Source organism: Nocardia carnea (assembly GCF_029868855.1).
GTDB classification, from domain to species: domain Bacteria; phylum Actinomycetota; class Actinomycetes; order Mycobacteriales; family Mycobacteriaceae; genus Nocardia; species Nocardia carnea_A.
This window is the reverse complement of the sequence record NZ_JARWOV010000130.1, coordinates 1-6,093: the sequence shown is the minus strand read 5'-3', so window position 1 is coordinate 6,093 and position 6,093 is coordinate 1. Positions and strand designations below refer to the sequence as shown.

The 6,093-nt window shown below is 71.7% G+C and carries 5 protein-coding genes; 4 read left to right on the top strand and 1 reads right to left on the bottom strand.

Annotated features, from left to right (window positions below):
* Nucleotides 1-147: 147 nt before the first annotated feature.
* On the bottom strand, nt 148-1,389 hold the full coding sequence (locus tag QH195_RS12685; RefSeq protein WP_280435516.1) for a sensor histidine kinase: 1,242 nt from the start codon (nt 1,387-1,389) through the stop codon (nt 148-150).
* A gap of 166 nt (nt 1,390-1,555) precedes the next feature.
* Here QH195_RS12685 and QH195_RS12680 point away from each other — a divergent pair, with 166 nt between their 5' ends.
* The 4 genes from QH195_RS12680 to QH195_RS12665 all read left to right on the top strand — a co-directional run bounded on the left by QH195_RS12680 (nt 1,556) and on the right by QH195_RS12665 (nt 5,575).
* Nucleotides 1,556-2,434, top strand: a complete 879-nt coding sequence (locus QH195_RS12680) for a hypothetical protein (RefSeq protein ID WP_280435515.1) — start codon at nt 1,556-1,558, stop codon at nt 2,432-2,434.
* Nucleotides 2,431-4,053, top strand: a complete 1,623-nt coding sequence (locus QH195_RS12675) for an alpha/beta-hydrolase family protein (protein ID WP_280435514.1) — start codon at nt 2,431-2,433, stop codon at nt 4,051-4,053. Before QH195_RS12680 ends, QH195_RS12675 begins: the two co-directional genes overlap by 4 nt.
* Nucleotides 4,054-4,176: 123 nt before the next feature.
* Nucleotides 4,177-5,100 (top strand): hypothetical protein, encoded by a 924-nt coding sequence (locus QH195_RS12670; RefSeq protein ID WP_280426017.1) that lies wholly within the window; start codon nt 4,177-4,179, stop codon nt 5,098-5,100.
* A gap of 31 nt (nt 5,101-5,131) precedes the next feature.
* Complete coding sequence (locus tag QH195_RS12665) at nt 5,132-5,575, top strand: SRPBCC domain-containing protein (RefSeq protein WP_280435513.1); 444 nt, start codon at nt 5,132-5,134, stop codon at nt 5,573-5,575.
* Nucleotides 5,576-6,093: the final 518 nt, after the last annotated feature.

The following is a 6,093-nucleotide window of genomic DNA, read 5'->3' as shown; positions in this document are numbered from 1 at the left end:
ACACTGATATGGGGTTGCGCGGCCAGAACCCCCACTAACCCGTGCGGTACATTGGCGTTATCGGCGGGTATAAACACGGTTTTTGCCCCGCGCTCTGTTTATTTGCTGTGTCCACGGCGCCGCCGCGGGGGGCGCAGCTGGTTCGGATCAGGCGGGCATACCGTGCGCGACGGGCGGCGCGGACAGATCCACAGCGACGGTGCGGGGCAGCAGCGCACTGACCCGGAACCCACCCTCGGCTGTCGGTTCCGCGGTCACCCGGCCACCGACCGCCAGGGCGCGCGCCTGCATACCGGGAATTCCGTGCCCGCCGGTTCCGGCGGCGGCGGGACCGGTGCCCGGGCCGTTCACCACAGTGAGCGTGACGGTCTCGGCACAGTCGATCCCGATCCGGACCGGAGCGCCGGGTGCGTGCCGGCCCGCATTCGCCAGCGATTCCTGCACAATCCGGTACAGCGCGGAGCCCACGGTGTCGGGTATCGCCGCGAGTGAGCCCTCGACCGACCAGGTGAGGTCTACTCCGGCCCTGGTGGCGGAGTGGAACAGCGCTTCCAGATCGGCCGCGGTGGGCTGCGGCGTGTGCTCGGCGAGCTGACCGTCGCTGCGCAGCACACCGAGCAGGCCGCGGATCTCGTTGAGCGCTTCCCGGGCGGTGGCGCCGATCGATTCGAATTCGGCGCGCGCCGCCTCGTTCACACCGCTCACCCGGTACGGGGCCGTCTGCGCCTGCACGACCACCAGCGACATATGGTGTGCGACCACATCGTGCAGATCGCGGGCGATCCGCGCTTTCTCCTCCAGGATGGTGCGTCGCGCGCGTTCGAGTTCGCTGACTTCGGTCTGCCTGTTCAGCTCGGAGCGCGAGCGGATCAGCGACCGCAGCAGGACCGCGACGAATACGGTCGCGGCCAGGGAAACCGGCCAGGCCCACGGATCGGCGCCGACCCCTTCTTCGGCGAGTGCCGCGCCCAGCAGCAGCGAGGTCGCCGCCCACACCACCGCCACCAGCGGCGGCGGCGACCGCAACGCCACCCCGAAGACCAGGAAGTAGAGGGCGACGATATGCACCACCTGGAACGGCAGGGCCTCGCCGGGCTCGTTCGGTACGGCCAGCGCGATGAACAGCGCCGAACCGGCGGAGACGGCCCAGCCCAGTGGCGCGTTCCGGCGGATGAGCAGTACCGGCAGGGCGGCGAAAGCCGCGATGAGGGGAGCGATCGACCACGGCACGTCATGGGTCACGTGCAGGGTGGGCCAGGCGACCGAGAACAACACCAGCACCACGAAGACGGTGCCCGCATCCACCCACCACCGGGGCCCGAGGCGGGCGAACCGGCTCCGGAGAGGCGGTGACTTCGCTGCCGGTTGCGCGGCACTGAACTCCATCATGGCACCGACACTACGAACCGCCGCCTGGATCCACCTCATACCGTGGGGTGAATTGCGGCCCGTACAGCCGGGGTAGACCCCGGCCCGCCCTCCCCGCGCGGGCCGGGCCCGAAACCCCTCTCGAGCGGGACGGCCGCGACCGTTATCGATTCATAACGTCACGGCCATGGTTGTCTCGAACACTGCCGCGCGCCGCCGGACACCGGTGCGCCGCCGGCCCGCCGCGTTCGCCGTCGCGGGAGTCGCCGCCGCGGTATCACTGCTCGCGGTACCCACGGCCGACGCCGCCGGCCCGCCGGACGACACCACCGCGTCCGCGGCCGCTGTCCGCGCACTGACCGACACCGCGGCCGCACCGGAGCTGCCCGGCGATTTCGGCGCCGTCACCGGATACCGCCCGGCGGTCGTCGACGGAATACTGGTCGCCCCGGCCGGCTCGTGCTCGTCACCGGTACCGCTGCCGCCGGAGTTCGACACCGCCTGCAAAGCGCACGACCTCGGCTACGACCTGCTCCGCTACGCCCAGCACACCGGTCATCCGCTCGGCGGGTGGGCCCGCCGCGATCTCGATCGCGCACTCGCCGACCGGATGCTGTCGGCGTGCCGGAACCGCGCCGACCCGCTCGCCCGCACCGGCTGCACCGCCATGGCCGGGATCGCGGCGACGGCGGTGGACCTCAATTCGCGGCGGCAGGGTTACGGGGTGCCGGTGGTCGAGCACTTCTCGTTCGCCGAGACGGCCACAACCTGGCTGCCGCGGGCGTTCGCGCTGGTAATGGCCGCCTTCGCCATGCTGCTGACCTGGCATACCTGCGCGAGCGGCCGGTTCGGGCGTCCGGCACTGCGCGAACTGTTCGAGCTCATCGGGTCCCGTAACCGAGCGGGCGGCAGGCATCCCGGCGGCCCGGCCGTACTCGGACCGCCGGCCGAATCCGCCGGCGGCCCTACACGGAAGTCGAAGAGTTCGCGGCGGTTGCGCACGTCGCCGGCAATTTCCCCGGACGCCGCGTTCTCGGTGATCCCGTTCCGGCAGGAGTTCGCATGAAACACCTCTACCCGGCCGCGGCGGCCCAGCCTCTCTGGGCGCCGGCGCTTTTTCTCCTACGGCCCTTCGACCGGGCCGGTACCGGAGTAGCGGCTCCCGCAATCCGCCCCGGGCCATCCGGTGAGACCGCTCCCGGCGCTTCGCGCCGACTGTCACGCCACGGTTTCCCGGTCGGCGTCACCTTCGCGGTGGCCACGGGCACGATGTTGTCGCTGGCCCCGGGGTTGATCCCCCGCACTGCTGCCGCCCAGGCCGTCCTCACCTCTGTGCTGGTCGTCACGCTGCTCGGTATCGCCCGAATCCTCGGGTCCCAGTACTCCCGTCGCCGACGCAGCGACCCGGGCCGACGCCTGCGTCGCCGGAAATCCGGCAGCCGCACCGCAGGCATGTCTGCCGCCCTGCTCACCGACGGCTCATCCCCGGCACCCGCCGAGCACCCGATCAGCGGGCATATCGACCGTCCGGGACGGGCACCTGCCGACGGCTGGTCCGGTGTGCCTGCCGTGCGGCACCTGATATTCGCCGCCACCGTTGTCGGTGTCGTGGCCTCGGTAGCGCATGCGGTCTCATGGCAGAACGCACTTCGCGACGCCATGGGGGTGGCGCGCACCGGACCGGAGTACTGGTCCTTCTGGGCGGCCGGGTCGCTGGTGCTCACCATCGTCCTGGTGGCTGCCGGTTCCGGTGCCGGCCGGTTGCTGCGGCGGGTCGGCTGGTTCCGCGGAGTGGCGATGGCGGTGGTCACCTCACTGCCGGTGGCTTTCTTCGGGGTTCCGGGGATCGCCGCGGCGAGTGGCGGTGGCGCCGCTTCCGGCCTCGTGCAGCCGGTGGCGACGACTCGATCCGGTAGCGCCGATTCCTTGGTGACCTGGAACTCGCTGGGCCGGGAGGGGCAGCGGTTCGTGACGAACGGCCCGGCCGGGGCCGTGCGGGTGTATGTCGGGTTGCGGTCGGCGCCCGATCTGGCGGCCCGGGCCGAGCTGGCCGTCCGGGAGCTCGACCGGGCCGGCGGATTCGACCGTTCGCATCTGGTGGTGGCCGTACCCACCGGGTCGGGGTGGGTGGACGCGCGGGCACTGCACGGGTTCGGGGCCCGGTTCGGCACCGATTTCGCGGTGGCGGCCCTGCAGTATTCGCACCTGCCGAGCTGGGCGACGTTCGTCCTCGGCCGGGATTCGGCCGCGGCCTCCGCCCGCGCGTTGTTCACGGCCGTCGAACAACATGCCGCGACCTTGCCGGACCCGCCGCGCCTGTACCTGTACGGGCAGAGCCTGGGCGCGCTCGGTGGTAGCGCGGTGTTCGCCGGGGCGGCCGACCAGAACCGCCGGGCGTGTTCGGTGCTGTGGGCGGGTATGCCGGGCGGCGGCGGGCAGGAACCCGGGGCACGGACGGCGATCCTGGCCAATACCTCCGACCCGGTCGTGCACTGGTCACCTGACCTGCTGTGGCGGCCGCCGGACCTGACCGGCGCTCGTCGGGATGCCCCGACCCCTGGCTGGCTGCCGGTGGTGAGTTTCGTCCAGACCACCGCCGACCTACTGGGAGCCTTGTCCGCGCCTCCCGGGCACGGTCACCGCTACAACGTGGATCAGGGCACCGCACTACCCGGCTGCGGATAGCGCCGGACCGCGGTGCGCGGGGTTTGCCCGCCGGATGCGGGCGCGCCGCCGTGCCCGCACCGGCCGGCACCACCTACGGTGCCGTTCGGAAACACACAGGTTCTGCCCTTAAGGTGTCCCACCATGGCTTCACCCAGTGACGATCACCGGCGCCGGAAACGGCACCGGCTGCGGCGGATATCGCCGCCCGCGCTCGCCGGCGCCGCTCTGCTCAGTCTGGCGATCACGGCGGTGTCCGCTCCCGCCTCCGACGCCGTCGGCTTCGACGGTTCGATCACGGGCCCCACCGGACTGGCGGTGGTAGGTCTGACCTCGAACGATCCGGGTGCGGCTGCCGCGGCGGCCATACCGCGCGATTTCGCGACCTATTCCGGCTATGAACCGGTCCTGCGGCAGGGTGTGCTGGTGGCACCGGACGGCGACTGTTCGTCACCGCTGGAGCTACCGCCGGAATTCGAGACCGCATGTATGGCCCACGATCTGGGTTACGACCTGCTCCGCTACGCCGACAGCGTCGGCGCCCCCCTCGGCCCGTGGGCCCGGCAGGAACTGGACCGCACCCTGGGCGTGCGGCTGCACCAGGCCTGTGACGCGCATACCGAACCGATGGTGCGGACCCGCTGCGAAACCCTCGCCTCGGTCGCGACCACCGCGGTGGAGCTGAATTCCCGCCGCCAGCACTACGGAGTGCCGGTGGTGGAAACCTTCACGCAGGCGGCTACCCAGGCCGCCACCGAGCACCCGACCCAGCCGTGGCTGCTGCGCCTGGTCGCACTCGGGCTGACCGCTGTCGCCGGGCTGGTGCTGGGTGTGCGGCGGTTGCATCGGCGGGTCCGCCGCCCGGGCGTCGTCGGGGTCGGCGATCGCCTCGGCCTACCGGCGCATCCCGGCCGTATCGTGGCGTCGGCGCGGACCGCGCGGCGCCGGCCGCGGTTCGTCCTGCCCGGCCTGATACGACTGCCGGTGGACCCCGTACCGCTGCCGCAGCTACCGCGGCTCCCGGCGCCCAGGAGGTCGCCCGTCCGGCCGGGCCGCGCCGCCGGTTGACCCCGTCTATAACACGTTCTAGTTTGGGGGCGTGCTTGTTGTGGACGATGTGGTCGAAGTGGACGCCCCGGCCGAGGTGGTGTGGTCGGTCCTCACCGATTTCGACCGGTACAGCGACTGGAATCCCTTCATCGGCCGCTGCCGCGCGGACCTGACCGTGGGTGCGCCGATCGATATGCGGGTGCAGCAGCTGATGCCGCTGCCGATCCCCATGCGCGAATTCATCCACACCGTCACCCCGGGCCGGGAGTTCGGCTATTCCATGAAACCGCTCCCGCTCGGCGCGCTACGCAGCAACCGCTTCCATAAGCTGACTCCCCTCGGCGACGACCGCACCCGCTATGAATCGCATTTCGAACTCGCCGGGTGGCTGGCCCCCCTGGTGGGGCTGCTGTTCGGCCGCGGTTTCCGGCGCGGTTTCCCCGGTATGACCACCGCGGTGGAACGCGAAGCCGAACGCAGGCACACGGCCTGAGTCACCCCTCACGTGTGGGTCGCACGCACGGCGCGAGTCACCACGCCCCCTCATACAGCCACCTCACACGGGGCTGAGCCACACCGACGCGGACCGACGCACGGAACAGGTGGGAAGCGACCCGCCGCGGCCGGGCCCAGAGATACCGACGCCCCGAGGCGAGCTGCCTGGCTGCCGGGTCGCGCACGATCCCGATTCGCGCGACCGATACCCGGCACCGCTCGCCGACCTGCGGGCCGGACTCGGCACCGGCACCCGCAAATCCGGGCTTCGCCCGCAGAACCACCGAGCGACCCCGGTTTATCCGAAGGGCGCCGGATACACCGCGGGCGGTGCCCCGGAAAGGATCACCGCCCGCGCCGCTGACGACCACGAACCGTGGGCGCGCCGACGAATCAGGCGATCGGCCCGCGCGCCGCCTCGTAGGCGGCGCCGACCCGGTACAACCCGTCGTCGGCCAGTGCGGGCGCCATGATGTGCAGCCCCACCGGCATCCCGTCGTCGCGGCTGAGGCCGGG